This is a genomic window from Paenarthrobacter aurescens, from assembly GCF_025421775.1.
Lineage (GTDB): Bacteria > Actinomycetota > Actinomycetes > Actinomycetales > Micrococcaceae > Arthrobacter > Arthrobacter aurescens_B.
In genome coordinates this window covers 1-230 of the sequence record NZ_JAOEFX010000806.1, presented here as the reverse complement: position 1 = coordinate 230, position 230 = coordinate 1, and the positions used below count along the sequence as shown (strand labels likewise).

The window sequence follows — 230 nt, the reverse complement described above, 5'->3', positions numbered from 1 at the left end:
GATGCCCTAGGGAACGGAGTTCCAATAGAGAACCACCGCCAGTTCCGCTTCGCCGGAGGCCACCCGTAGCACAGCCTCACGTGGGTCCTCTGCCAGCACTGTGATATCCAACGAGGAATGGGCGGAAGCCATTCGCCCGAGCATTGGTCCCACCAGGCCCCGGCATGCAGTCGAGAAAGACACCAACATTAAGAGGCCGGAGGGTTTAGCGGGATCTGCAAGCAGAGTGG

1 pseudogene is annotated in these 230 nt (G+C 60.4%); it reads right to left on the bottom strand.

The annotated features are described in order from the left end of the window. Positions 1–9: 9 nt before the first annotated feature. Positions 10–230: pseudogene (locus N7568_RS25640) on the bottom strand (LysR family transcriptional regulator); the annotation flags it as partial.